The organism is Clostridiaceae bacterium HFYG-1003, from assembly GCA_024579835.1.
Lineage (GTDB): Bacteria > Bacillota > Clostridia > Clostridiales > Clostridiaceae > JG1575.
In genome coordinates this window covers 2,616,581-2,639,850 of record CP102060.1, presented here as the reverse complement: position 1 = coordinate 2,639,850, position 23,270 = coordinate 2,616,581, and the positions used below count along the sequence as shown (strand labels likewise).

The 23,270-nt window shown below is 57.9% G+C and carries 22 protein-coding genes; 14 read left to right on the top strand and 8 right to left on the bottom strand.

The annotated features are described in order from the left end of the window. Positions 1 to 364: 364 nt before the first annotated feature. From NQU17_11835 to orr, 11 genes are all read left to right on the top strand, one after another. Positions 365 to 1,315, top strand: coding sequence for a D-2-hydroxyacid dehydrogenase (locus NQU17_11835; protein ID UUM11334.1), 951 nt, complete (start codon positions 365 to 367; stop codon positions 1,313 to 1,315). Positions 1,316 to 1,322: 7 nt separating this feature from the next. Continuing rightward, a complete protein-coding gene (locus tag NQU17_11830) occupies positions 1,323 to 2,240 on the top strand; it encodes a UbiA family prenyltransferase (GenBank protein ID UUM11333.1) in 918 nt (305 codons plus the stop codon). 243 nt (positions 2,241 to 2,483) lie between these two features. Then, complete coding sequence (locus tag NQU17_11825; GenBank protein ID UUM11332.1) at positions 2,484 to 3,110, top strand: DedA family protein; 627 nt, start codon at positions 2,484 to 2,486, stop codon at positions 3,108 to 3,110. Further along, positions 3,107 to 3,853, top strand: coding sequence for a lysophospholipase (locus tag NQU17_11820; GenBank protein UUM11331.1), 747 nt, complete (start codon positions 3,107 to 3,109; stop codon positions 3,851 to 3,853). Before NQU17_11825 ends, NQU17_11820 begins: the two co-directional genes overlap by 4 nt. A gap of 470 nt (positions 3,854 to 4,323) precedes the next feature. After that, complete coding sequence (gene ord, locus NQU17_11815) at positions 4,324 to 5,376, top strand: 2,4-diaminopentanoate dehydrogenase (GenBank protein UUM11330.1); 1,053 nt, start codon at positions 4,324 to 4,326, stop codon at positions 5,374 to 5,376. Position 5,377: 1 nt separating this feature from the next. Further along, the gene (ortA, locus tag NQU17_11810) at positions 5,378 to 5,713 is read left to right on the top strand and encodes a 2-amino-4-oxopentanoate thiolase subunit OrtA (GenBank protein ID UUM11329.1); all 336 of its coding nucleotides are present in this window, start codon (positions 5,378 to 5,380) and stop codon (positions 5,711 to 5,713) included. After that, complete coding sequence (gene ortB / locus NQU17_11805) at positions 5,703 to 7,133, top strand: 2-amino-4-oxopentanoate thiolase subunit OrtB (protein ID UUM11328.1); 1,431 nt, start codon at positions 5,703 to 5,705, stop codon at positions 7,131 to 7,133. Before ortA ends, ortB begins: the two co-directional genes overlap by 11 nt. Continuing rightward, positions 7,130 to 7,492 carry an ornithine aminomutase subunit alpha gene (locus tag NQU17_11800; GenBank protein ID UUM11327.1) on the top strand — a complete coding sequence of 121 codons (363 nt, stop codon included), beginning with the start codon at positions 7,130 to 7,132 and terminating at the stop codon, positions 7,490 to 7,492. Before ortB ends, NQU17_11800 begins: the two co-directional genes overlap by 4 nt. Beyond that, complete coding sequence (gene oraE, locus NQU17_11795) at positions 7,492 to 9,702, top strand: D-ornithine 4,5-aminomutase subunit OraE (GenBank protein UUM11326.1); 2,211 nt, start codon at positions 7,492 to 7,494, stop codon at positions 9,700 to 9,702. The genes NQU17_11800 and oraE overlap by 1 nt, the downstream gene beginning before the upstream one ends. A gap of 1 nt (position 9,703) precedes the next feature. Next, positions 9,704 to 11,080 carry a GlmL-related ornithine degradation protein gene (locus NQU17_11790; protein ID UUM11325.1) on the top strand — a complete coding sequence of 459 codons (1,377 nt, stop codon included), beginning with the start codon at positions 9,704 to 9,706 and terminating at the stop codon, positions 11,078 to 11,080. Continuing rightward, positions 11,077 to 12,189, top strand: a complete 1,113-nt coding sequence (orr, locus tag NQU17_11785; GenBank protein ID UUM11324.1) for an ornithine racemase Orr — start codon at positions 11,077 to 11,079, stop codon at positions 12,187 to 12,189. The genes NQU17_11790 and orr overlap by 4 nt, the downstream gene beginning before the upstream one ends. Positions 12,190 to 12,343: 154 nt before the next feature. Here the strand turns inward: orr and NQU17_11780 are convergent, their stop codons facing one another. From NQU17_11780 to NQU17_11765, 4 genes are all read right to left on the bottom strand, one after another. Continuing rightward, a complete protein-coding gene (locus NQU17_11780) occupies positions 12,344 to 14,221 on the bottom strand; it encodes a DUF4914 family protein (protein UUM11323.1) in 1,878 nt (625 codons plus the stop codon). Positions 14,222 to 14,486: 265 nt separating this feature from the next. Beyond that, the gene (locus NQU17_11775; GenBank protein UUM11322.1) at positions 14,487 to 15,047 is read right to left on the bottom strand and encodes a hypothetical protein; all 561 of its coding nucleotides are present in this window, start codon (positions 15,045 to 15,047) and stop codon (positions 14,487 to 14,489) included. Then, positions 15,044 to 15,244, bottom strand: coding sequence for a helix-turn-helix transcriptional regulator (locus NQU17_11770; protein ID UUM11321.1), 201 nt, complete (start codon positions 15,242 to 15,244; stop codon positions 15,044 to 15,046). The genes NQU17_11775 and NQU17_11770 overlap by 4 nt, the downstream gene beginning before the upstream one ends. A 58-nt stretch (positions 15,245 to 15,302) precedes the next feature. Further along, a complete protein-coding gene (locus tag NQU17_11765; GenBank protein UUM11320.1) occupies positions 15,303 to 15,458 on the bottom strand; it encodes a hypothetical protein in 156 nt (51 codons plus the stop codon). A 91-nt stretch (positions 15,459 to 15,549) separates the two neighbouring features. Between NQU17_11765 and NQU17_11760 the strand changes: the two genes are divergently transcribed. Continuing rightward, entirely contained in the window at positions 15,550 to 16,248 is a 699-nt protein-coding gene (locus NQU17_11760) for a YhfC family intramembrane metalloprotease (GenBank protein ID UUM11319.1), read from the top strand. Next, positions 16,245 to 16,664, top strand: coding sequence for a DUF3887 domain-containing protein (locus NQU17_11755; protein UUM11318.1), 420 nt, complete (start codon positions 16,245 to 16,247; stop codon positions 16,662 to 16,664). Before NQU17_11760 ends, NQU17_11755 begins: the two co-directional genes overlap by 4 nt. Before the next feature lie 37 nt (positions 16,665 to 16,701). On the opposite strand, the gene NQU17_11750 is transcribed toward NQU17_11755, so the two are convergent. Further along, positions 16,702 to 16,845, bottom strand: coding sequence for a hypothetical protein (locus tag NQU17_11750; protein ID UUM11317.1), 144 nt, complete (start codon positions 16,843 to 16,845; stop codon positions 16,702 to 16,704). 219 nt (positions 16,846 to 17,064) lie between these two features. On the opposite strand from NQU17_11750, the gene NQU17_11745 reads away from it, so the two are divergent. Then, complete coding sequence (locus NQU17_11745; GenBank protein UUM11316.1) at positions 17,065 to 17,952, top strand: tRNA 2-thiocytidine biosynthesis protein TtcA; 888 nt, start codon at positions 17,065 to 17,067, stop codon at positions 17,950 to 17,952. A gap of 153 nt (positions 17,953 to 18,105) precedes the next feature. Here the strand turns inward: NQU17_11745 and NQU17_11740 are convergent, their stop codons facing one another. From NQU17_11740 to NQU17_11730, 3 genes are all read right to left on the bottom strand, one after another. Next, positions 18,106 to 18,981: a hypothetical protein gene (locus tag NQU17_11740; GenBank protein ID UUM11315.1), complete on the bottom strand. Its 876-nt coding sequence runs from the start codon at positions 18,979 to 18,981 to the stop codon at positions 18,106 to 18,108. A gap of 134 nt (positions 18,982 to 19,115) precedes the next feature. Continuing rightward, positions 19,116 to 19,718: a TetR/AcrR family transcriptional regulator gene (locus NQU17_11735; protein ID UUM11314.1), complete on the bottom strand. Its 603-nt coding sequence runs from the start codon at positions 19,716 to 19,718 to the stop codon at positions 19,116 to 19,118. 12 nt (positions 19,719 to 19,730) lie between these two features. Further along, positions 19,731 to 23,270: an FtsX-like permease family protein gene (locus NQU17_11730; GenBank protein ID UUM11313.1), complete on the bottom strand. Its 3,540-nt coding sequence runs from the start codon at positions 23,268 to 23,270 to the stop codon at positions 19,731 to 19,733.

Sequence of the window (23,270 nt, the reverse complement as noted above, 5' to 3'; positions counted from 1 at the left end):
CCGGATTTTGCGCCGCGCTGCAGTCACGGACGGGATAATGTCAAATGTTATTAACAAATCACAGCTTTTTTGATGGTATCATAGAATAGATGGTCTGTTTCTTCATTTAATGATGGAAGGTCTATTTCTTCATTTAATGATTGAATCCAATGCGAAGTGGTTCCGGGGTTCACCAGTTCCGATATTGACGTCATTCCGAAACTTAAACATTTCGCTATGCAATCATACTGGAACACAATCATTCCGGTACGCAATCATTTTGGAACACAATCATTCCAGGATCAACTGGTACATCAATCGAGAAACAGTGCGAATCAAATCGTTCGAACAACCGATAAAACATACAGTCGAGGAGGACATACCTATGATCGCAGTAATACTGGCCCAGGGCTGGCTCAGACGGGAAGTGGCGGAGGCTGAACTGGCCGGAGTGAATGAACCGGTCGTTTATGCCGAACGTTATGAAGAGCTTCTGCCGGTGAAGGATGAAGTGGAGATCATTTTGAATACGGGGAAGCCGGATGCGGAAGTCATCCGTCAGATGCCGCATCTGAAGTGGATCTTTTCGTATTCTGCCGGAGTCGACATGTACCCGATGGAGCTGTTGAAGGAAAAGAGCGTTGTGCTGACCAATACCTCTGGGGTCCATAAAACCAATATCGCCGAACAGGTGCTGGGAGCCATGATCCTGTTCTCGCGCAACCTGCTGCAGGCGACGAAGGATCAGGCGGCCCGGGTCTGGCAGACCTATCGTCTGGATGAACTGACGGGAAAACAACTGCTGATTATCGGCGCCGGTCAGATCGGGCGGGAAATCGCCTGCAAGGCCAAGGCCTTTGACATGAAGGTCACCGGCGTGCGCTGGCAGGAGGGCCGTGAGATCCCGGTGAACTTCGATGAAATGGTGACCGTGCGCGAGCTTCACCGCGTGCTTCCGGGCAAGGATTATGTCTGTCTGGTGGTACCCGCCACCGATGAGACCATCGGTCTGATGGGCCGGCGGGAATTCCAGGCCATGGACCGGACCGCCGTCTTCATGAACGTGGGCCGGGGCAACACCGTCCGGGAAGCCGAACTGGTTGAGGCACTGCAAAATGGCGAGCTGCGCGGCGCCTACCTGGATGTTTTCGAAGTGGAGCCCCTGCCCCAGGAGTCTCCGCTCTGGGATCTGCCCAATGTGTTCCTGACGCCTCACACCGCCGGGCCGACCCCGCATTACGCCACCCGGTCCTTCGCGCTGTTCCGGGCTAATCTGGAAGAACTCCGGCACGGCCAGCCCATGACCAACCGGATCGATCCCGACCGGAAATACTAGGAGCTTTATGAAAGCGGCTGAATTTTTTCACCTGGTTGAAATCCGGACCAAAACGGCCAGTCTCCTGCCCTATCTGGTCGGTACGCTGTACGCCCTGACTCAGTATGAGCGCTTTGACCGGCTCAATGCCCTCCTGATGCTGGTGTCGCTGGTCTGCATTGATTTGTCCGCTACCATTCTGAATCACCTGTCGGAGGTTCGAACACCCTACAGCGTGTTCCGCCTCGATCACATGAAATACTCCAAATCCGGCGTTAAATTCCTGCTGGCGACGCTGCTGGCGGCCGCCGTGGTCTGCGGCGGCTGGCTGGCGTGGCGCACCGGGCCCATCGTCTGGTTCTGGGGCGTTGTCTCCTTTGCCGCGGCGATCCTTTATTCCGCCGGACCGCTGCCCATTCAGCGCACCCCGCTGGGGGAGGCGGTATCCGCCTTCTTCATGGGCTTCGTCATTGTGTTCCTGGCCTGCCACATCCATCTGGGCGGGGAACCTTTCCGGGCCTATGTCTTTGGCACCCGCTTCACCCTGGAACTTGACCTGGAGCGCCTGGGCGAGATCCTGCTGGTCAGTCTGCCCCTGGTTACCGCCATCGGCAACGTCATGCTGGCCAACAACATCAGCGATCTGGCAAAGGATCTGAGCGAGAGGCGCTATACGCTGCCGGTGCTCATCGGCCGCAGCGATGCGCTGGTGCTGTTCAATCTGTCCTATCTGGCCGGCGCTCTGGCCATTCTGACCGCTGTTCTGGTCCGGGCTCTGCCGGCTCAGGCACTCTTCATGGCTCCGGTCTACGGGCTGGTCTTCCGCCGGGCCCGCCGCTTCAGCGCGGCCCCGGACAAGACCACAACCTTTCCCCTGGCGGTGCACAATCTCAACCTGATCGGCGCCGGCCTCATCCTGGTTCTGATCAGCCGCCTCGTTTTTTAGAATCTGTAACCCGGAACATAGCTGATAAACTGATTTGGCTGAACTACCTGCGTCAGCCAACTGGAATCAACTGTTTTAGCCAGCAGAAATGACCAGCAGAAATGACCAGCAGAAATAACCAGCAGAAATAACCAAACTGAAATAGACAGAAATAACCAGCAGAAATAACCAAACTGAAATAGACAGAAATAACCATACTGAAATAAACAGAAATGAAAGCATCTGCAACAGATAGGAGTCGTTTTGGAAAAGTTTGTACAAGAAATCATGCAGCAATATGGATACCTGGGGATCTTTCTTCTGATCTTCATCGAGAACCTCTTTCCCCCCATCCCTTCGGAGGTGATTCTGTTGTTCGGCGGCTTTATGACCGTATCCGCCGGACTGAATGTCCCTCTGACCATTGTCGCGGCCACCGCCGGATCCATGGTCGGGGCCGTCGTGCTCTACTTCCTGGGCTATGAACTGGGTATGCACGGGATTCAGCGTTTCTTCCAGGGCCGCATCGGCGATCTCCTGGGCCTGACCCCCCATGATCTGGTGAAAACCACGGAATGGTTCCAGAAGAAGGGCTCCGCGGCCATTTTCCTGTGCCGGTTCATTCCGCTGATCCGAAGCCTGATCTCCATTCCGGCCGGCATTACCCGGATGAAAGTGGGTCCCTTCCTGGTTCTGACCCTCATCGGTTCCACCATCTGGAATACCGTTCTGGTTCTGCTGGGTCATTTTGCCGGCCAGGGCTGGAATGAATACAAGGAAATCTTCTCTGCCTATTCCAGTATCTTTGTCCGGGTCATGGCCGTGGCCGTGGCGCTCTGGCTTGCCTGGCGCATCATTCGCCGTTTTCGCCGGAGCAGGGCTGAGAATTGAAGCGCCACATTGAACTGACGATGCCCGGCGGCACGCTGCGCGGTTATCTGGATCTCCCGGAGGGTGAGGGACCGCATCCGGCCGTGATAGCCTTCCATGGCTTTACCGGAGACTGTACGGAACACAAGTTTCTCCTGGCCCGGCTGGGCCGGCACCTGGCCGCCTCGGGCATCGCCGTGCTGCGGCTGTCCTTCCTCGGCTCCGGGGAATCTGACGGCGAGTTTTACGACACTGCCCTGTCGGATCAGGCGCGCCAGGGCGAACGGATTCTGGACTGGGCCCGGTCACAGGCGGCCATTGATCCAGACCGGATGCTCCTCCTGGGCATGTCCATGGGGGGCTGCGTCGCCACCCTGGTGGCGCAGCGGCGGCAGTCAGACCTGCGGGGCCTGATCCTTTTCGCGCCGGCGTTCCGCTACGCGGAGAAGTACCGCGAGCGCTATGACGAATCCGGGACGCTGTGGCATGGCAATCTGGCCGTGGGCCGCGCCTTCCTGGACGAGTGTCTGGCCTGTGACTTTGCTGCGCTGCTGAGCGATTTGAAGCTGCCGGTGCGCTTTTTCCACGGATCCGCCGATGCTTCGGTGCCGCTGGCGGTTTCGGAGGAATTCGTCCGCTGTCCGCAGGACGCCCGACTGACGCGGCTGCCCGGGACCGATCACGGGTTTGATACCCCCTCGGGCATCGCCGGACTGTTCGCGGGCGTCGAAAGCGCCGCCCGGGAACTTCTGGACTGTCCCTGAGTCCGGGTCCGAATCCTTAGATCGGGTTGTTTTGTCAACTCTCCCAAGTCTTCAAGCATAAACTTGCATCCCTGATGTATAGAAGGGGTGCTCTTTTTTTTGCCCTTTTTCAGCCCGAAATGTAATCATTTGCGGAAGGTGACCAGGAATGAATAAAGTTTTCCACAGGATTTCGCAAATTGCTCAGGCAAGACTTCAGCAAATTAAACAGGGGTCTTTTTCCTGGATTTCAATAAAATCAGAATTTTAGTATTGGAATTTTAGTACCGGATGAAATTTTGAATCGAATCGGCAAGATATGACCTTTAAATTTTTAGATTTTAATTTGAGTTTCAAGTATAATATATGGTGCAAATTTGAATGGATCGGTAAAAATCGGGCCGTGAAAAGGGTTTTATGCATTTAGTTATCTTTTATGCATTCTGATTTTGCTGTCTAAAAACAAAATAATTTTGGGGAGGATATGAAATATGAGACAGGACAATGTAAAGATCATCATCTGGGGACTGGGTGCCATGGGCAATGGCATGGCCGAGATGCTGCTGGCCAAGAAAGGAATTGAAATCGTCGGGGTGGCAGGCCGCGGCGACAAACTGGGAAAAAGCATGTTTGAATTCCTGGAAAAGACCAATCCGTATGACCATGACATCGTGATCGGAACACCGGAAGAAGTCATCACCGAGAAAGCGGCCGATGTGGTGCTGCTGTGCACGGATTCCTACACCCGCACCGCCTTTGACCGGATCAAGTTCATTCTCGAGCAGAAGATCAACGTCATCTCCACGGCGGAAGAAATGGCGTATCCTCAGGCTCAGGAACCGGAGCTGGCCAAAGAGATGGACCGCATCGCCAAAGCCAACGGCGTGTCTGTCCTGGGCACAGGCATCAACCCCGGCCTCATCATGGATCTCCTGGTGGTCTGCCTGACCGGCGCCTGCGAGTCGGTGGACTCCGTGGAAGCCAAGCGGGTCAACAACCTGTCTCCCTTCGGACCCGTCGTCATGCATGAGCAGGGCGTGGGCATCACCATGGCTGAATTCGAGGAAAGAAGCAAGACCGGAACTCTGGCCGGCCATGTCGGATTCAGCGAATCCGTCAACATGATCGCGGACGCCCTGGGCTGGAAGCTGTCCGAACCGGTTTCCCAGAGCATGACCCCGATCATCTCCAAGGTCGACCGCAAGGCACCCTACGCTGAAGTCAAAGCCGGCAACATGGCCGGAGTCGACATGCGCGGCCAGGGAAAAGTGGACGGCGAAGTCAAGATCAGCATGATCCACCCGCAGCAGGTTGAGCCCCAGCTGGAAGGCGTCAACACTGGGGACTACATCAACATCAAGGGCGTGCCCGACATCAACATGGCCATCACGCCGGAAGTTCCCGGCGGCATCGGCACCATCGCCATGTGCGTCAACATGATCCCCCACATCATCAATGCCAAGCCGGGTCTGCGCACCATGCTGGACCTGCCGGTACCAAGAGCCATGATGGGAGATATCCGCGAACTGATCGAGGTGGAATAAAATGACAGCGAAAAAAGGCGACTGGGTCCGGATCCATTCGGTGATCCTGACCGCCGCCCAGCGGACCGGCAGTCTGCCGGAGGATACCCGGGTCACGGATATCCAGATGTGGACCAAGGGGTTCCTGCTGGATGAAGCGGCAGCCCTCGGCGACGAAGTCACGGTGGAAACCTACATCGGACGCCACCAGAGCGGCACACTGACCCAGATCGAGCCATTCTATGACCATAATTACGGCAAGTGCGTCCCGGAGCTCCTCTACATCGGACGGAGCCTGCGGGCGGATCTGAAAGAATATGAAGCGCAGCGCAAGGAGGAGGGACAGGATGAAAGATAACAGCTACCAGAGCGTTCTGGCGCGCAAGAACGACATCATGAAGACCTCCGTCGGCATCGACTACTCCCAGTTCGAGTACGGCCGCATCGCCTTCGACTATGACCGGATGATGAAAGAGACCGGCTACAGCCTGGAGGAGATCCGCCAGATTCAGAATGAAACCGGAGTGGGCAATACGCCCATCTTTGAACTGCACAACCTGACCCGGCTGGCGCGCAAATACGCCGCGCCGGGCAAAGGCGCCCGCATTTTCGTTAAGGATGAGGCGGCCAATCCGTCCGGATCCTTCAAGGCCCGGCGGGCGGCCACCAGTGTATATGAAGCGAAGCGCCTGGGCTTTTCCGGCGTCATCACGGCAACCTCGGGAAATTACGGTGCGGCAGTGGCCAGTCAGGCAGCGAAGAGGGGATTGAACTGCATTGTCGTCCAGGAGTGTTACGACTCCCATGAGAAGGGACAGCCGGAGATCATCGAAAAAGCCAGAAAGTGCGAAGCCTACGGGGCCGAAGTCATTCAGATGACCGTGGGACCGGAGCTGTTCTACAAGTTCCTGCTCCTGCTGGAGGAAACGGGCTACTTCAACGCTTCGCTCTACACCCCCTTCGGCATCGCCGGCGTGGAGACCCTGGGTTACGAGCTGGCCCTGCAGATGCGGGAGAAGATCGGCCGTGACCCGGATGTCGTCGTGTGCACCAACGCCGGCGGCGGAAACCTCACCGGAACTGCCCGGGGCCTGCGGGCTGCCGGGGCAAAATCCCAGGTCGTGGGCGCCTCCGTCGACCTGTCGGGGCTGCATATGGCATCCGACAATGACTTCAACCTCAAGTCCTTTACCACCGGCCACACCGGCTTCGGCGTGCCCTTTACCACCAACCCGGACCGCTCCGACGTGCCGCGCTCGGCCGGCCGGCCGCTGCGCTACATGGACCGCTATGTCACCATGAGCCAGGGCAGCGTGTTCTTCATTACGGAAGCCCTGGCCCAGCTGGAAGGGCTGGAACGCGGACCGGCGGGCAACACCTCCCTGGCCGCAGCTTTCTGCCTGGCCCAGGAGCTGGATGAAGACCAGGTCATCGTGGTTCAGGAAACCGAGTACACCGGCGCCGGCAAGCACATCAACCCGCAGCTCACCTTTGCCCGCGAAAACGGCATTGAGCTGGTGATCGGCGACCCCAAGGACGAGATTCCCGGCAAGAACATCGTGCTGCCGACCAGTGCCGGCAGGCTGTTCATTGAAGATCTGGACCTGAATAAATTGCGGCGTTCCTCCATCAAGAATCAGACGGTGGGCAAGAACGTCCTGGATATTACCCCGGCCGACGTGGATTATCTCGTCCTGGAAACCAATTCGGATGACGCCTTCGTCCGGACGGTTCTGGCCGAGCTGGGAGTCAGCATTACGGAGGAAAACCAAAGATGAAGCGACCCGATGACTACCTGAGCCGCCGGGCTCACCTGCAGGATCTGACCGAAGAAGAGCTGGAGCAGCGCTTCTGGGAGACCTGCGCCAAAATTGTCGATCCCATGCTGGATCTGGCCAAAAAGAACACAACGCCGTCCATCGAGCGCTCGGTGCTCCTGCGCATGGGCTTCTCCTCACCGGAGGCCGCTCAGATCGTGACGCACACCATGGAACACGGTCTTATGGGCAAGGGTTGCGGCCACCTGGTCTACCGCCTGGCGCAAGACCAGCATCTCACCATCCGGGAAGCCGGACTTCGCCTCGCCCAGGGCGAGGGCTTCGACGCGCTCAAAGCCGTCCTGGGAGGGAACGCGTAATGGATCTGAAACGCAACGAAAAACTGGATGTCCGGGAAATCCTGAAGGACCTGGACAAATATGAGCCGCGCCGCCGCGGCTGGCACTGGCGCGAAGGCGCCGGCACCCCGCGTCAGATCGGAAAGTTTGTCTTCCATGACATGAGCGACGATCTGAAGCAGAGCCAGCCGCTGCCGGCTGCCAAGTACTTTGAGAACATCGACCCGCAGCCCAAATGCGTCATCACCACCGAGATTGCCTCGGGCCGGTTTGAGGACGACATCCGGCGCATGCGCATGGCCGCCTGGCACGGCGCCGACCACATCATGGTCATCCGCACCGCCGGCCAGAGCCATTACGATGGTCTCATCGAAGGCACGCCCCAGGGCATCGGCGGAATCCCCATCACGCGCAAGCAGGTGCGGGCCCAGCGCAAGGCGCTGGATCTCATTGAAGATGAGGTCGGCCGTCCGATCAACTATCATTCCTACGTGTCCGGTGTCGCCGGACCGGAGATCGCCGTCATGTTCACCGAAGAGGGCATCAACGGGGCCCATCAGGATCCCCAGTACAATGTCCTCTACCGCAACATCAACATGGTGCGGTCCTTCGTGGACGCCGCCGAAGCCAAGACCATCATGGCTTATTCCGGCATGGCGCAGATTGACGGCGCCCATAATGCCAACGCCACCGCCCGGGAGGCCTGGAAGGTCATGCCGGAGCTGCTGGTTCAGCATGCCATCAACTCGCTGTTCTCCGTCAAAAGCGGCATGAAGAAGGAGAACATCTGTCTCTCCACCGTGCCGCCCTCGGCTCCGCCGGCCCCGGCCATGCGCCTGGACCTGCCCTATGCCGTGGCGCTGCGCGAGCTGTTCCGGGAATACAAGATGCGGGCCCAGCAGAACACCAAATACATGGAATCCTCCACCCGCGAGGCGACGGTAACCCATGTGCTGAATCTGCTGATCTCACAGCTGACCCGGGCAGACATCCAGTCCACCATCACGCCGGACGAGGGGCGCAACGTGCCCTGGCACATCTACAATATGGAGGCCGTTGATACGGCCCGGCAGGCCTTTGCCGGCATGGACGGCCTGATGGATATGATCGCTTTGCGCCGGAACGAAGGGGAACTGGCTCAAAAGACTCGGGAGCTCAAGGAACGGGCCATCCTGTTCATGGAAGAGATCCTGGAAAACGGCGGCTACTTCAAGGCCGTCGAGGACGGCTTCTTCGTCGACTCCGGCATCTATCCGGAGCGCAACGGGGACGGCATCGCCCGCAAGATTGACGGGGGCATCGCCGCCGGCACCGTGTTCGAGCGCGATGCCGACTATCTGGCGCCGGTCACGGCCCACTTCGGCTACAACAATGCCGCTCAGTACGGAGCGGAGGATCCGGTCAGCCTGATTGGAGGCTGCACCTTTGAGGACCGCTCCAAGATCGTCTACATCGACGAGCTGGATCCCAATGACAACGTCAATGTCCGCCTGGAAGAAGTGAAAGACCTGCTGGATCCTGCCCGGATCAAGCCGGAAATGGAATGGCGCGGCGACGGAGTCATCCATCTGTCCATGTTCCTGCCCGCCGAGGAGCGCACCGCCGCGGCGGCCGCTCTGGAAATCGCCCGGCGCATGAACCTGGTCGACGCCGAGGTCATCCACAAGGAGATCATGCAGGAGGCCGAGGGAACACGGATTGAGGTCAAAGGCGTCTTCCGCGACATCCTCAACATCGCCGACCTGGTGATTCCGCCCAAACCGGATATTCTGTCCGAAGAAGAGCTGCGCGCGGACATCCAGCGCCGGCCGATGAAGATCGTCTGCGGCACCATCGGAGAGGATGAACACTCCGTGGGCCTGCGTGAAATCATCGACATCAAGCATGGCGGCATCGAGAAGTACGGCATCCAGTGCGAGTATCTGGGGACGTCGGTGGCGGTGGAAAAAATCGTCAACGCCGCCATTGAGCTCAATGCCGACGCCATCTTAGCGTCCACCATCATCAGCCATGATGACATCCACTACAAGAACATGAAGAAGATCGCGGACCTGTGCGTTGAAAAAGGCATCCGGGACCGGATCATTCTGGCTGCCGGCGGTACGCAGGTATCCAACGAATATGCCCGGGAAGCCGGAATGGACCAGGGCTTCGGCCGCGGTTCCAAGGGCGTCCATGTCGCAACCTTCCTGGTCAAGAAGCGCCGGGAACTGGAACAAGGGGAACCGTAACATGAAACAGGCAGACCTGCTCATTGCGGAGATCGGAAGCACCACCACGGTGGTCAGCGCGTTCCATCAATTGAATACGGATCCGGTGCTGCTCGGCCAGGGGCAGTTCCGCACCACCGTATCGGAAGGGGATGTCAACATCGGCCTGGCCGGTGCCATCCGGGATCTGGAGGAGCAGCTGGGAGAAGCGCTTCGCTATGACCGGCTGATGGCGTCCTCCTCCGCCGCGGGCGGTCTGCGCATGACGGTGCACGGCCTGGTCTATGACATGACGGTGCGGGCGGCGCGGGAGGCCGCCCTGGGGGCCGGCGCCAACCTGAAGTTTGTTACGGCCGGCCGGCTGCGCCGGTCGGATCTGGCAAAAATCCGGGAAATCGGGCCCAATATTATCCTGCTGGCAGGCGGGGTTGATTACGGCGAGCGTGAAACCGCTCTGTACAACGCGGAGCTGATCCGGTCGCTGAATCTGGCGGTTCCGGTCATTTATGCCGGCAATGTGGAGAATCAGGAGGAAATCCGTCTGATCTTCGAGGGCAGCCCCAACCGGCTGTATGTCGTGGACAATGTCTATCCCCGCATCGATGAACTTAATATTGAACCGACCCGGAAAGTCATCCAGGCGGTCTTTGAGGAGCACATCACCCACGCCGGCGGCATGGAGCACATCCGCGATCTGGTGGACGGACACATCATTCCGACGCCGGGCGCGGTGATGGAAGCTTCCATCCTGCTCAAAGAGGAACTGGGCAACCTGGTCTGCGCCGACATCGGCGGGGCCACCACCGACATTCATTCCTGCACGGCGGACTCGGATGAGTTCGCGGGCATCCTGCTGGAGCCCGAACCGGAGCACAAGCGGACCGTCGAGGGGGATCTGGGTATGTACGTCAACCGCATGACGGTGCTGGATCTGGTGACGGACCGGGAACTGGACAGCCGGCTGGGTCTGGACCGGGCCGAGGCGGTCCGGCGCTCCGAAGCGCTGCCGCCCATCCCGGACACGGCACAGGACCTGGCACTGGTGTCGCTGCTGGCAGAGACCGCCCTGGTGACGGCTCTGCGCCGCCATGCCGGCGTGCTGAAGGAATACTTCGGTCCGTCCGGCCGCAAGCTGGCGGCCCTGGGCAAGGATCTGACCCCGGTGAAGCATTTCATCGGCACCGGCGGGGCGCTGACCCGCCTGCCCGACGGCGAGGCCATTATCCGGCGCGCCCTGGCGCGGGAGAGCCGGCTGGAGCTTTTGCCCCGGCCCGATATCAACATCTGGATTGACCGGGACTACATCATGGCCTCCCTGGGCGTCATGAGCCTGCAGTATCCGGAAGCGGCCCGCAAGCTGGCCCGAAAAAGTCTGAGCATCCCGGAGGGAACACCATGAAAAATCCACGAGTAGAAATTAATCTGACCCGGCTGCGCCAGAACGTCGATGCCATCGTCGGCCTGTGCGCCGATCACGGCATCTCCGTGGCCGGTGTCACCAAGGCGTTCTGTGCCATGCCGGAACTGGCTCAGGTCTTTGTCGACGGCGGCTGCCGCTATCTGGCGGATTCGCGCCTGGAGAACCTGAAAAAACTCAAGGGCATGAGTCTGCCCCGCATGATGCTCCGGCTGCCCATGATCTCCGAGGCTCGGGAAGTGGTCCGTTACGCGGACATCTCCCTGAACTCCGAGGTCGATACGATCCGGGCCCTGGATCAGGCCGCTCAGGAAGCCGGCGTCCGCCACGGCGTACTGCTGATGATGGATCTGGGCGACCTGCGGGAGGGGTTCTACGATGAGTATGAGCTGTTTGACGCCATCGAGCAGACCCGCAGGCTGTCCCACATTGACGTGGTGGGGGTCGGCGTCAACCTGACCTGCTTTGGCGGAGTCATCCCGGATGAGTACAACCTGTTCCGGCTGGTCACCATTGCCAAGTATGTCCACAAAAAGTACGGCCTGGAGATGGAGCTGATTTCTGGAGGCAATTCCTCTTCCCTGCACCTGATCCTGGATGACGCCATGGTGGAAGGGATCAACAACCTGCGCATCGGCGAAGCCTTTCTGCTGGGACGGGAAACCGCCTACGGCGAACGGGTTCCCGGAACCGTGGAAGGGGTGTTCACCCTGGTGGCCGAGGTCATCGAGCTGAAAAAAAAGCCCACCGTACCCAAGGGAATGGTGGGAAAGAACGCCTTCGGCGAAGTCCCCGAGTTTGAGGACCTGGGGACCAGAACCCTGGCCATCTGCGCCATTGGCAAGCAGGATGTCGATCCCACCAAGCTGACGCCCCAGGATGAGGACATCCTGATCAAAGGCGCCTCCTCCGACCACATCGTCCTGGATCTGTCGGACTCGGCCATTCCCTACCGGGTTGGCTCGGAAATCCGCTTTGACATGACCTACGGCGGCATACTGTCCTCCATGACCAGCAATTATGTCCATAAGGAAATCGTCTGGGAGGAAGCCGAAGCCCAGGAGGAGTTCCAGCTCAAGGTCGTTCGCTGAGTCCTGCCTGAGGCAAGCAGCACACAAGCGATCCTGCCAGCATCGACATGAGCAGCAATCGAAAAAGCAGCAATCGAAAAAGCAGAAAACCCCGCGGCCGGTCGGCTGTCCCAGGACAGTCCGCTGGAAGCGGGGCTCTTTTTTGACTGGCTGACTACAGGCGAATCGGAATCAGCTTGATGTAGTCTTCAATGGAACCGTCCTTCAGGCAGCACTCAATGATCTGGCGGCCGAGGGGATCCAGGTCCGGGGAGTCGAATTTGGCCAGTTCCTTCTTGAAGAAATCGGTGAGCAGCCGGGCTCCGGCGTCGTAGGCCTCATCGCCGACTTCCGGCTGACGGTTGACTTCGAGCAGTTCCTTGGGCAGGAAGGTGCCGTCCACCTTGATGCTGCCCAGGGCGTAGCCCAGCAGCGGGCATCTGGATTCGTTGAGCTGATGGCGGCCGAACTTGCCGTTGCGGCGGGAGAGATATTCCCGGGCAATCCACTGGGGCATAAAGCCGACCTTATGGGCGCCGATGTTCTGGTTAGGGATCAGCACGTAGCGGGTGTGGCTGGTTTCCAGAATCTGCTTGAGCAGGAGGTTGGCCTGGTCGACGCGGCGGCCGGTGGCAAAGGGCCAGTAGGAGCCGACGCCTTCGCTGGTCATGCCCTCGCTGTCGGTGATGCTGGGATTGTTGTGGCCTCTGGGGGATACCAGGCGCCACAGCCAGGCCAGGGCCGGGGGCAGGATATGGAACAGCCCGATGATGCCGTAGCTGGGATCCGCGATGGTGCAGGGCGGAGTGCGCACGCCGAAGCTTCGGATATCGACTTCCACCGGTTCGTTGATGATGTTGGTGATCTGATTGCGCGGCAGAATCACCCGTGGGTTGGGGCAGGGCTTGTCCGGGGCATCCATGATGTGTTCCCAGATCAGGCAGGTGGAGCCGGGGACGGAATCATAGTTGAAGAACAGCAGCGGTTCCTTGGGATGAATGGTGCGCTTTTCCAGATAGGGATCCGTGCCGTATTCCTTGATGTGGTCGGTCCGCATGAACCAGCCGGCTTCGGCATCCTTGACTACCAGGCGCTTGGAGGCGTTCTGGAGCTGGGGATGGCACAGCGCCATGTCATCGGTGATGGGGAGCAGCTCGCAGGTTTCAATCAGGTCAATGTAGGTGGTTTCGCCGGTGACGCGGTTGGTGGACAGGCGAATGCGGCCGTCCATCTCGCGATGGATTTCTTCGATCATTTCACTCTTGCCGCTGCCCGAAGCACCTTCATGCATGACGGTGAGAACATTGTCATAGGGCGTGATGATCCGGACGGTGGAGCCGTGGACCGTCACCCAGCCTTCTTCTTCGCCGATCTTGAGGAGCACGCCGTAGACGCCTTTCTTGGCGCTGGGGCCCGGATACAGGTTGTAGGAGAAAAGCTCGTAGATATCGTCCAGCCGGTTATGCACGACCATCTGCTTGCCGCCGAAATGGGTATGGCGGAAGGTCGGTGCCAGGTAGATGATGGCCTTGGGCTTGAAGCCTTCGGGAACGCGGCTGGCCGGGATGAAGCCCTGCAGGTCGGCCAGGGCCGCGGCGAAGAAGCCGGCGTTGTCCGGAGCGACCAGGAGCGCGGGATAGCCGAATTCTTCGCCGCCGGCCATGAAGGGCATGATGATCAGGCCCTGCGTGGTGAGCCAGTCGAAGGTCTGGTGGCGCAGTTCGTCAAATTCCGCGCCGTATTTGGAGATGAAGCGCTGCTTGTCGGATTTACCGTGGTCGGCAATGACCATGCAGTGGGGATCGCGCCGTCTCATGTAGACATCCATGTAGTTGACGACCAGTCCGTTTTTGCACTTGGCCACCGTGGCTTCCACGACTTGGCCTTGGCCCGGAACGTCATAGCTCACTTCATTGAACAGCGGGTCACCGCCCATGGCCAGTTCAAGAAGTTCGCCGCGTGTCTCCGGGATGGTTACCGAAAGACCGCTCTGCAGAAGTTGGTTCAAAGAGTCCGGCAGAATCATATGCTGGATCGGTCCTTTGTCTGTCATCACGTATCGCCCCTTGTCGTTTGTATAAAATGCAGAAATGTTGAGTTATTATTCCACTGTAATAATACATCGGAGATGGAGTGAAAACAACAATAAACCTTATAAATCAAAGGTTAACAAGAGCAACCGATTACATTTGTCAACCCATTCAGCGTGAATAATTATGCATATATCGTGAATAACAATCGCTTCGCAGTCGCTCGCCTGTGCCTTTTCCGGATCGGTCAGGCGGCGGTTTTGCAGAATGAAAAACAGCTGCTTTCCATCAAAAGCAGCTGAACCGTTGGAAGGGCATTATTAATAAATTGACTGTTGAGCAGGCTCGGAGGATGAAACATCTACCGGTTTTCCTCGTCATCGAGCTGCTGCTGATTTTTTTCTGTGTCACTGTATTCTGATGATAAAACAGCCAGGCAGCAAGATAACTGATGAAGGTCGAGCCCAGGAAGGTAACGAGGAGCATCGCCAGGAAATAGCCGATGCCATCCACCTGATATTTCCCGGCGTATTGGGAATAGTTGATCCCCCCGGTCACTGCGGTGACAGTCACTCCGGCGATGAGGCTGTGAATCAGGGGCATTCGCTTCGTGTGCGATCCGCTGCCGTTCAGATCCAGTCCCAATGACATATATCGTACCAGCTTGTAGATGGAAACTCCGATAAAGCAGATGAACTCGGCCGCATACTGTTTGAACGGCGCGTTTATGACAAATTGCTGCAGCAGAATCGAGGCAAGCAGGGCAAACATCAGAATGCCATCGGCCTCACTGCTGATTTTGCGGCGTTGTGAGATGACTCGTTCATCCCGGATAGTCTGGTTTTTCATGATGGATCCTCCCAAAATAAGTCATTCAGTGTTTTCTTCAGTGCCTTGCAGATTGCGATGCACAAATTCAGCGACGGGTTATAATCCCCGGCCTCAATCAGTCCGATGGTCTGTCGGGTCACGCCGACAGCCTTGGCTAATTCTTCCTGGTTCATATCGCATTCCAGCCGGGCTATTTTCATTCGCTTGTTCTTCATGAAGCACCTCCTTATATTGCAAAGTATAACATATCTCGGTCATAATGCAATATATAAATTACATTTTCTTCAGAATCCAATGCAGAGGAAAGGACAGGAGGAAAACACTGAAGGACAACAGCGGTTCGGGAAATTGCTGCCTGGTGACCTGCTGGGCAATCTGCTGCCTGGTGACTTGCCGGGCAATCTGCGGCTCAACGATCTGCCAGATCAAATCACTGGATGATTTTTTTCAGAATCATTTGCTATAATAGCCTTGAATTAGAGGCGGATCCCATGTTGCCGGGACCGCGGGAGGTAGGTCAATGGCAGGTTATGTATTTGCGCTGGGTGTCGCGCTGGTTTTGCCGGTGCTGGTCTCGCTTGTTCTGGTGCGCCGGTACAGGGCACTTCAGCCCGTACTGCTGGGAGCCGCCTGTTTCATCCTGTTTCAGGTTCTGCTGCGGATTCCGCTGCTTCAGTTTGTGCTGCCCAGGTCAAATGAGTATCTCCTGTTCCAGTTTACTCAGCCCCGGCTGTTTCTGTGGTTTCTGTCCCTGACAGCCGGCCTGTTTGAAGAAATCGGACGGTATGTGCTGATGCGCCGGTTCATGAAGGACGCGCCGTTGTCTCATGCAATTGCCTTCGGAGTGGGGCATGGCGGTATGGAGGCCATGCTGCTGGTGGGTCTGAATCTGGCGGTGGGTGGATATTTAGGACAGCTGCCCTTCCAGTCCAGCCTGCCCTTTGTCCTGACCGGTGCAGAACGGATTCTGGCCATGACGCTCCATGTCTGCCTGAGCATCCTGGTGTGGCGTTCTCTGAAAGAGAACAAGCCGCTTCTGCTGGCTCTGGCCATTCTGGCACATACCCTGTTTAACGCGCTGGGGGCTGAACTGGCCTGGCGCAACGTCGACGCGGTACTGATTGAGGGTGCCCTGGCACTTGCCACCGTCGGTATTGTCATCTATACCCTGTTCACTCTAAAAACCATTCGAACGGATCAAAGGAGTATTGAATCATGAAAAGAAAACACCGTGGACTGACCCTGCTGCTGTTTGTACTGACCCTTTCCCTGGCCCTGGCCGCCTGTGCCCAGAAGACGCTGCCGGAGGGCTTTGATCAGGCCAAGGTAACGACTCAGGCCAAACAGGTCATTACGCAGCTGACGAATAAAGAGTATGCCAGCGTGGCAGCCCAGTTCAGCCCGGAGATGAAGGCAGCCCTGGATGCCCAGAAGCTGCAAACCGCTGTGGGACCGGTCATCGACAAGCTGGGCGCCTTCAAGGAATTCAAGTCCGAAACCGTCGGGGCCGGGGAGAATCCCACCATCGGCAAATACGCTGTAGCCATCATTAATTGTGTCTACGCCAACGGCAATGCCACCTACACCATCAGCATCGACTCCGCTGGAAAAGTCTGCGGACTCTATGTCAAATAGGAATAGGGCACAAGGGATCGGCCGGTGCGGCGGATGATCAGGCTGGGGCAGCCTGGATCGGATCCCGCAGCACCCTCTGAATCCCCGACCCTGGATGCCGCCCTACCATGCGGCATTTTTCCTTTTCAGCCGGGCGAGCTTTGACCTTGCTCCGGGCTTTGGCTGAGCTTCGAAAGTCCATGAAATGCATTGGTTCGGATCAGGCGCCTGCCGGCTGAAAAAAATTGACATTTCCGCTGATTGCAATAAAATAGCAGAGGAAAGCATAAACAGAGAACTCGGATAACCCAGGGTTTCTGATCATGCCTTTCGAGATTGCTGCTATCCTATTTCTACATCAATGATCCGTGTCGCTGCCTCTGATCTTTGTGCGGCAGCCCGGAATACGAGGAACAAACCAATGGATAAATTACAGGGGGAAGGGTGCGAGATCCTGATTCCCAAGGAAGAGCGGAAAGAGATCCGGGATGTCGAGGCATCCATTACGGGGAAATATAAGAAGACGATCTGGTCCAAGTTCACCAAGGCGCTGAATGACTTCGAGCTGATTGAGCCGGGGGACCGGATTGCGGTGGCCATCTCCGGGGGCAAGGACTCCATGCTGATGGCAAAGCTGTTTCAGGAACTGAAGCGGCACCGCAAGTTTGAGTTCGAGGTGGAGTTTATCTGCATGGATCCGGGATACCATCCCCAGATCCGGGAACTGCTGCTGGATAATGTGGAATACCTTCAGATTCCGCTGAAAATATTCGAAGCGGACATCTTTCAGGTCATTGATGACATTGCCCGGGACTACCCCTGCTACATGTGCGCCCGGATGCGCCGGGGCTACCTCTATGCCAAGGCCCGGGAACTGGGCTGCAGCAAGCTGGCCCTGGGTCACCATTTCAACGATGTTACTGAGACGGTCATGCTCAACATGGTGTATGGCGGGACCTTCAAGGCCATGCCGCCCAAGCTCCGCTCCACCAATTACCCGGAGATTGAGCTGATCCGACCCCTCTACTATATCGAGGAGAAATTTATCAAGAAGTGGACCAGCGAGATGGGCATCTGGCCGCTGAACTGCGCCTGCATGGTGGCGGCCAAGCGGACCGGCAACAAGCGCTATGTCATCAAGGAACTGATAGAAGAGATGAAGAAGATCAACCCCAACGCGGAGATGAACATCCTGCGCTCGACTCAGAACGTCTATCGCGACACCTTGCTGGGCTATGTCTCCGCCGGCGAGAAGCATGATTTCGCCACCGCCTACTCCGAGCGGCCGGGTACGCCGGACGAGGAGTAAGCTGCCGGAAGAAAGCGGTAAGGGCAATGGATGAGATCATCCCTGAGCCAGGGGATGCAGCAGGAAGCCCTTCATCATCATGACAGTGAACAGCAAGGCCACCCGATTCGATTCGGGTGGCCTTGCTGTTTTTTGGGGTTCAGATTTCTTGTGCTACTTGAGCCGGATGCGGTCGCCGGGTTTGGTTTTCAGTTCGGCGTTGAGTTCTTCCTCCAGGGCTTCCAGCTGGGAAGGCCGGCCGAAGTTGTACTTGTCCATGCCTTTGCTGACGAGTTTGTGGCGGGGCAGGTAGCGGGGGCCTTTGCCAAGGATGGCAATAAGGGCGAGAACCAGGGCTGCGAGGCATCCCAGGATCATCCAGCGCAGGAGGGAGCCGGGCATCTGCAGGAACTTGAGGAGCAGGGCGGCAAGCCACAGGAGGACGATGGCCGGGCTGCGGGTGGTCAGGCCGTAGTAGATCACAAAGAAGAGGAAAACGGCCAGGAGCAGAAAGGCGGAGACGTCCTGCTGGAACAGGGTGTGCCAGCGCATGGCGATGGTCTGAAAGAGCAGGAAGAGCACCCAGCCCAGGAACAGGCAGAAGGGGGCGCGCAGGAGGAGTGTCTCATCCCAGAGGTCTTCGTCTTCCCGGATGCTGCCGTTGATGGCGAACAGGAGGAGGGTCGTCAGGATCAGCAGGAAGATGGCCAGTCCCAGGAGTTCATAGTGCCAGCTGAGGATGGCCAGGGAGTAGAGGATAAACGAAGCGCCGACGGTCCAGCCCAGGGCATGGCGCGCCTTCTGCCGAATCAGTTCACGGTGCGGGCTGGCGCCTGCCTGAAACAGGGTAAACAGGGTCAGGCCGGCCAGCGTGATGAAATAGAGGTACCAGGTGTAGGACGGTCCCACGACGGGAGCGGGATACCTGGTTTCCAGGGTCAGGACAGTAGCCTGAATGGGCAGGAAGTAGGCGGACAGAGAGACTGCCGCCAGAATCAGCCAGGACAGGCTGTTGAGTATTTTCAATCGAGTCTGCTTTTGTGCTTCCATGTGGGACCTCCCGGACCGGCGGCGGCAATGGAAATTGCCGGCCGCTTTGAATTGATTTCAGTATAACAAAGCCATTTCGGCCCCGTATGGCGTAACTGTTATAAAACTGTAAATCTTGGCTGACCTCAGGGGCTTCAGCTGGGATGGGGCTGGTGGGAGTCCGCGGTCTCGGGTTCGGGGGAGAGGCGGGACAGTCCCAGGATTTCTTCAATGAGGGTGGACAGGACATCCAGGTCCTGGACCCCGTTGAGATACAGGTCGCTGAGCCCGCGCACCAGGATGTGGATGGTGTATTCGGGGTAGCGCAGGGGCAGCAGGGACGGATTTTCCCGCAGGAGCTCCGTTACTTCCCGGATGGCGTGGTCTTCCAGGCGCCCCCGGACAAAGAGCGAGACGACGGTGCCGTTGCTGGCTTTGATGTTGAGCAGGTTCTCGTTGTGCTTCATGGTGGTCAGGTAGTACCCCAGAATGCGGCGGATCAGGGTGGAGAAATCCTCGGTCTGGTCGCGCAATTGGGTACTGAACTGACGGGACACCTCCTGGACGAATTCATCGGCGATGGCAGCCAGGATGGCGTCCTTTTTGGGGAAGTAGTAGTAGAAGAGCCCCTTGGCGACGGACAGGCGGCGGACGATGTCATCGACGCTGGTATTTTCGTAGCCATTTTCGAGAAAGAGCTCCCGGGCGGCATCCATGATTTCCTGACGGCGGACTTTGGGATCTTTTGAGATTCTCATGGCGCAGGTCTCCTATTCCAGTGATTTTAAGGACTCCACCATGTTGATCCGTTTCAGGGCGAAGTGCATGACGAAGTTGACGATGGCAGAGAAGAGGAAGGTCAGGGCGAAGGCCAGCAGATAGCTGGGCCAGTAAATGACTTTGCCGAACATCATGTTCTCGATTTCCATGGTCTGGATGATGAACTGATGCAGGGACGCCCCCAGGGCCAGGCCGAACAGGGCGCCGAACAGAGTCAGGAAGATGTTCTCGCGGTAGACGTAGGCGGACACCTCCGTGTCCCGGAAGCCCAGGACCTTGATGGTGGCGAGTTCGCGCACGCGCTCCGTGATGTTGACGTTGGACAGGTTGTACAGGACGATGAAGGCCAGGGTGCCGGCAGAGGCGATCAGGACCAGAACCACATAGATCAGGGATTTCATCTGGTCGTTGAAGGTTTTGGAGGTTTCGCTGGCGGAGAAGATGCCCAGGACGGCATCCTGTGCCATCAGCTCTTCCTGCACGCCTTGTTCGTTGGCCAGGCCTTCCTCGGTCAGCTTGAGCCAGGCCATGTCGTAGTCGGGCTTGAGGAAATGGGTGGACTGGTAATAGCGGGGCGAGATGTAGATGTAGTTTTCGATGTAGTTTTCGGCAATGCCGGAGATGACGGCTTTGTACTGACGGCGGTCACCGTCTTCATAGCTCATTTCGTCTCCGATCTTCAGACCGGTCTGATCCGCCATTTTCTCTGTGATCACGACGCCGTCATCCGGCAGGGGAAGGGCCTGGCCGCTTCTGCGGTCGCGCAGCACCACGAAGCCGGAGAGCTTGCCAGGTTTTTCCGGGATGGTGAGGCGGGCGTCGTAGGTCCGGTCAGAGCCCGGGACATGGACTTTCATGGTGAGCTGCTGACCCAGGGCATAGCTGTCCACGGAATCCACCTGGGACAGGATCTGGTCCAGATTGCGTTCCGAAGCGGGCTTCTTGGAGTCGACGCTGACAATCTGGTCGAAGATGAACAGTTCCTTGAACTGGTTGCCCATGATGGCATCCACCGAGTCCTTGATGCCAAAGCCCGTCAGGATCAGGGCTGTGCACCCGGAAATGCCCAGAACGGTCATCCAGAAGCGTTTCTTGTAGAGGAACAGGTTGCGGAAGGTGACCTTGCGGGAGAAGGACAGGCGCCGCCACAGCGGCGTGATGCGCTCGAGCAGGATCCGCTTGCCTGCCGGCGGAGCCTTGGGCTGCATGAGGGAAGCGGGGCGTTCCCGGATCTCGGAATAGACGGCAGCCAGAGTGGCTCCGACGGTGGAGAGCACGGCAAAGCCGATGGAGAGTGCCGCGTAGGTGGGATTGAACTCGATGACCGCGGCCGGCACGTTGTACATCATCTGATACGCCTGAATGATCACCCGGGGGAAGAGGTTGAAGCCAATGAACAGGCCAAGGACCGACCCGGCCAGGGAGGCCAGGAGAGCATAGGCGATATACTTGCCGGCAATGTAGCCGGCGCTGTAGCCGAGGGCTTTCAGGGTGCCGGCCTGGACGCGCTCTTCCTCCACCATGCGGGTCATGGTTGTCAGGGAGACCAGGGCAGCCACCAGGAAAAAGAAGAAGGGGAAGACCACGGCGACTCTGCCGATCTTGTCGGCGTTGTCAAACCAGGAGGTATAGCTGGGATTGCCGTCCCGGGTGGAAACAAACCATTGATCCGGGATGTCGAGGATCTTGCGCTCAGCGTCCATGATCTTGTCATCGGCTTCGGCCAGCTGTTTGTCCGCATCAGCCTTCTGAACGTCATATTCGGCCCGGCCTTTATCCAGTTCGGTCTTGCCGTCGGAGATTTTTTTCCAGCCTTCCTCGACCTTGGTGTCCAGTTCGGCTTCGCCGTTGTCCAGATCGAGCTGGGCCTGGGAGAGCTCCACTTCACCGTCATCGAGTTCTTTGCGGGATTCGTCCAGCTTCTTTTTGCCGGCATCCAGTTCCTTCTTGCCTTCGGCCAGTTCTTTGGCGGACTGGTCCAGCTTCTTCTTGCCGGCGTTGTATTCGGTCAGGCCGGACTTATACTCCTTCTCGCCGGCGGCCAGATCCTTCTTGGCCTGGTCATACTGCGCCTTGCCGGCGTCATAGGCGGCCTTGGCGCTGTCATAGCTGGCGTTGACGGTTTCCAGGGAGGTGTCGAGGAAGCTGCGGATCGCCGCCGGGGCTTCCGGTGTCGTATAGGGGATGAATGTCCGGATGTAGCTGGCGGTTTCAGGGGAGACTTCTTCGATCTGAGCGAGGAGCTGGTTGTACTCCTCTTCGGTCATGGTGGGGGCGTCGGGAATGGAATCCCGCGCCTCATTGAGTCCCTTGACGATGTCGCCGAACAGTTTGATCTGCTGTTCGGAGGATTCCATGGTGGCCTCGTTCTGCTTGAGCATCGCCTTGCCGGCATCGATCTGCATCTTGGCGGAGTCGAGCTGGGCTTTGGCGGTGGCCAGTTCCAGGGTGGCGGAGTCGAGCTTGGCCTTTCCGGCCAGGTATTCATTGTTGCCTTTCTGCCATTTGAGATAGCCTTCGTTGTATTTGACCCGGCCATCTAAGAGCTTCTGGCGGTTTTCCAGGATTTTCTTGCGGCCGTCGGCGATCTCCTGCCGGCCTTTGGCCTCCTCGTCGATGAGGGTGGTTTCGGCCGTGGCCAGGTCTGTCTCGGCCTGATCCAGCGTCGCTTTGGCATCGGCCAGTTTTTTCTCCGCGTCGGCTTTTTCCCGGCGCAGGGTGGCCTTGCTGTCTTCCAGCTCGGCCAGCAGGTCGGCGGTTTCTTTGGCCATGACTGTTTTGCCGATCTCATCAACCTGGGCCTTGACCGGATCAACCAGGTTCCTGTACTCGTCCGTGTCGGGGCGGAGCTGGCCGGCTCCCTCAATGGAGAAGAAGAATTCAGTGGGTTCTTCCAGGGTAAAATCTTCAGCGGGGACGTACACGAAGGTGGCAAGCTGGCCGTTGCCGATGTTGGTGTGCTCGAATTCAAAGCTGATGTAGAGAGGAGACTCCACCAGGCCGACAATCGTATAGTCCTGATCCTTCAGCACTTTGGCCAGGTCATTGCCCTCGTCCTCGGCAAAGCGGACGGTCTGACCGACGGACAGGTCCATGTCCTGGTACTTTCCGGCAGCCAGGACGATTTCACCGGAGCGTTCCGGCAGGCGGCCTTCCTTTAGCACGAGCTGGTTCAGGGTTTTCGGCTGGCTGTAGGTGGCCAGATCCATGGAATAAAGCCGGGCGGCCAGCTTCTGGTCTTCGCGGACCAGAAACAGATCCTTGGTATAGGAGCTCTGGAGCTGGTCCAAGCCTTCCACCGCCCGAAGCTGAGCGATGTCTTCGGGACTGTAACCCAGGGGGTTCAGCGAACGCAGATCCATCAGGTTGAGCTCGGAGTAGTAGGCAGCCGCGCTCTTGACCATATCTGGTCTGGTGGCGTTGATGCCCGCGAAAAAGCCCACACCCAGCGCAATGATGGCCAGGATGGACAGAAAGCGGGTAAAGTTCTTTTTCAGGGAGCGCAGAAACTCCCGAATCATGACGTTCAT

Excerpts from the sequence above, each read along its gene's own strand:
- NQU17_11835 (UUM11334.1), top strand. The coding sequence starts at position 365 with ATGATCGCAGTAATACTGGCCCAGGGCTGGCTCAGACGGGAAGTGGCG.
- NQU17_11830 (UUM11333.1), top strand. The coding sequence starts at position 1,323 with ATGAAAGCGGCTGAATTTTTTCACCTGGTTGAAATCCGGACCAAAACG.
- ord (UUM11330.1), top strand. The coding sequence starts at position 4,324 with ATGAGACAGGACAATGTAAAGATCATCATCTGGGGACTGGGTGCCATG.
- ortA (UUM11329.1), top strand. The coding sequence starts at position 5,378 with ATGACAGCGAAAAAAGGCGACTGGGTCCGGATCCATTCGGTGATCCTG.
- ortB (UUM11328.1), top strand. The coding sequence starts at position 5,703 with ATGAAAGATAACAGCTACCAGAGCGTTCTGGCGCGCAAGAACGACATC.
- NQU17_11800 (UUM11327.1), top strand. The coding sequence starts at position 7,130 with ATGAAGCGACCCGATGACTACCTGAGCCGCCGGGCTCACCTGCAGGAT.
- oraE (UUM11326.1), top strand. The coding sequence starts at position 7,492 with ATGGATCTGAAACGCAACGAAAAACTGGATGTCCGGGAAATCCTGAAG.
- NQU17_11790 (UUM11325.1), top strand. The coding sequence starts at position 9,704 with ATGAAACAGGCAGACCTGCTCATTGCGGAGATCGGAAGCACCACCACG.
- orr (UUM11324.1), top strand. The coding sequence starts at position 11,077 with ATGAAAAATCCACGAGTAGAAATTAATCTGACCCGGCTGCGCCAGAAC.
- NQU17_11780 (UUM11323.1), bottom strand. The coding sequence starts at position 14,221 with ATGACAGACAAAGGACCGATCCAGCATATGATTCTGCCGGACTCTTTG.
- NQU17_11775 (UUM11322.1), bottom strand. The coding sequence starts at position 15,047 with ATGAAAAACCAGACTATCCGGGATGAACGAGTCATCTCACAACGCCGC.
- NQU17_11770 (UUM11321.1), bottom strand. The coding sequence starts at position 15,244 with ATGAAGAACAAGCGAATGAAAATAGCCCGGCTGGAATGCGATATGAAC.
- NQU17_11760 (UUM11319.1), top strand. The coding sequence starts at position 15,550 with ATGGCAGGTTATGTATTTGCGCTGGGTGTCGCGCTGGTTTTGCCGGTG.
- NQU17_11755 (UUM11318.1), top strand. The coding sequence starts at position 16,245 with ATGAAAAGAAAACACCGTGGACTGACCCTGCTGCTGTTTGTACTGACC.
- NQU17_11750 (UUM11317.1), bottom strand. The coding sequence starts at position 16,845 with ATGGACTTTCGAAGCTCAGCCAAAGCCCGGAGCAAGGTCAAAGCTCGC.
- NQU17_11745 (UUM11316.1), top strand. The coding sequence starts at position 17,065 with ATGGATAAATTACAGGGGGAAGGGTGCGAGATCCTGATTCCCAAGGAA.
- NQU17_11740 (UUM11315.1), bottom strand. The coding sequence starts at position 18,981 with ATGGAAGCACAAAAGCAGACTCGATTGAAAATACTCAACAGCCTGTCC.
- NQU17_11735 (UUM11314.1), bottom strand. The coding sequence starts at position 19,718 with ATGAGAATCTCAAAAGATCCCAAAGTCCGCCGTCAGGAAATCATGGAT.
- NQU17_11730 (UUM11313.1), bottom strand. The coding sequence starts at position 23,270 with ATGAACGTCATGATTCGGGAGTTTCTGCGCTCCCTGAAAAAGAACTTT.